This is a genomic window from Vibrio brasiliensis LMG 20546 (assembly GCF_000189255.1).
Classification (GTDB): domain Bacteria; phylum Pseudomonadota; class Gammaproteobacteria; order Enterobacterales; family Vibrionaceae; genus Vibrio; species Vibrio brasiliensis.
This window is the reverse complement of the sequence record NZ_AEVS01000097.1, coordinates 1-1624: the sequence shown is the minus strand read 5'-3', so window position 1 is coordinate 1624 and position 1624 is coordinate 1. Positions and strand designations below refer to the sequence as shown.

General features: G+C 53.3%; 1 rRNA gene. It reads right to left on the bottom strand.

The features are described 5' to 3' along the window. Nucleotides 1-39 precede the first annotated feature (39 nt). Nucleotides 40-1592, bottom strand: a 16S ribosomal RNA gene (locus RH46_RS18535). Nucleotides 1593-1624: the final 32 nt, after the last annotated feature.

Sequence of the window (1624 nt, the reverse complement as noted above, 5' to 3'; positions counted from 1 at the left end):
ATCAATCTGTGTGGACACTCATCGTGAGTAATCATCGTATAAGGAGGTGATCCAGCCCCAGGTTCCCCTAGGGCTACCTTGTTACGACTTCACCCCAGTCATGAACCACAAAGTGGTGAGCGTCCTCCCGAAGGTTAAACTACCCACTTCTTTTGCAGCCCACTCCCATGGTGTGACGGGCGGTGTGTACAAGGCCCGGGAACGTATTCACCGTGGCATTCTGATCCACGATTACTAGCGATTCCGACTTCACGGAGTCGAGTTGCAGACTCCGATCCGGACTACGACGCACTTTTTGGGATTCGCTCACTTTCGCAAGTTGGCCGCCCTCTGTATGCGCCATTGTAGCACGTGTGTAGCCCTACTCGTAAGGGCCATGATGACTTGACGTCGTCCCCACCTTCCTCCGGTTTATCACCGGCAGTCTCCCTGGAGTTCCCACCCGAAGTGCTGGCAAACAAGGATAAGGGTTGCGCTCGTTGCGGGACTTAACCCAACATTTCACAACACGAGCTGACGACAGCCATGCAGCACCTGTCTCAGAGTTCCCGAAGGCACCAATCCATCTCTGGAAAAGTTCTCTGGATGTCAAGAGTAGGTAAGGTTCTTCGCGTTGCATCGAATTAAACCACATGCTCCACCGCTTGTGCGGGCCCCCGTCAATTCATTTGAGTTTTAATCTTGCGACCGTACTCCCCAGGCGGTCTACTTAACGCGTTAGCTCCGAAAGCCACGGCTCAAGGCCACAACCTCCAAGTAGACATCGTTTACGGCGTGGACTACCAGGGTATCTAATCCTGTTTGCTCCCCACGCTTTCGCATCTGAGTGTCAGTATCTGTCCAGGGGGCCGCCTTCGCCACCGGTATTCCTTCAGATCTCTACGCATTTCACCGCTACACCTGAAATTCTACCCCCCTCTACAGTACTCTAGTCTGCCAGTTTCAAATGCAATTCCGAGGTTGAGCCCCGGGCTTTCACATCTGACTTAACAAACCACCTGCATGCGCTTTACGCCCAGTAATTCCGATTAACGCTCGCACCCTCCGTATTACCGCGGCTGCTGGCACGGAGTTAGCCGGTGCTTCTTCTGCAGCTAACGTCAAACAAGCACGCTATTAACGTACCTGCCTTCCTCACTGCTGAAAGTACTTTACAACCCGAAGGCCTTCTTCATACACGCGGCATGGCTGCATCAGGCTTGCGCCCATTGTGCAATATTCCCCACTGCTGCCTCCCGTAGGAGTCTGGACCGTGTCTCAGTTCCAGTGTGGCTGATCATCCTCTCAGACCAGCTAGGGATCGTCGCCTTGGTGAGCCATTACCTCACCAACTAGCTAATCCCACCTGGGCATATCCTGACGCGAGAGGCCCGAAGGTCCCCCTCTTTGAGCCGAAGCTATTATGCGGTATTAGCCATCGTTTCCAATGGTTATCCCCCACATCAGGGCAATTTCCCAGGCATTACTCACCCGTCCGCCGCTCGACGCCGTTAACGTTCCCCGAAGGTTCAGTTAACTCGTTTCCGCTCGACTTGCATGTGTTAGGCCTGCCGCCAGCGTTCAATCTGAGCCATGATCAAACTCTTCAATTTAAGATTTTGTTCGGCTCAATGAATACTGAACA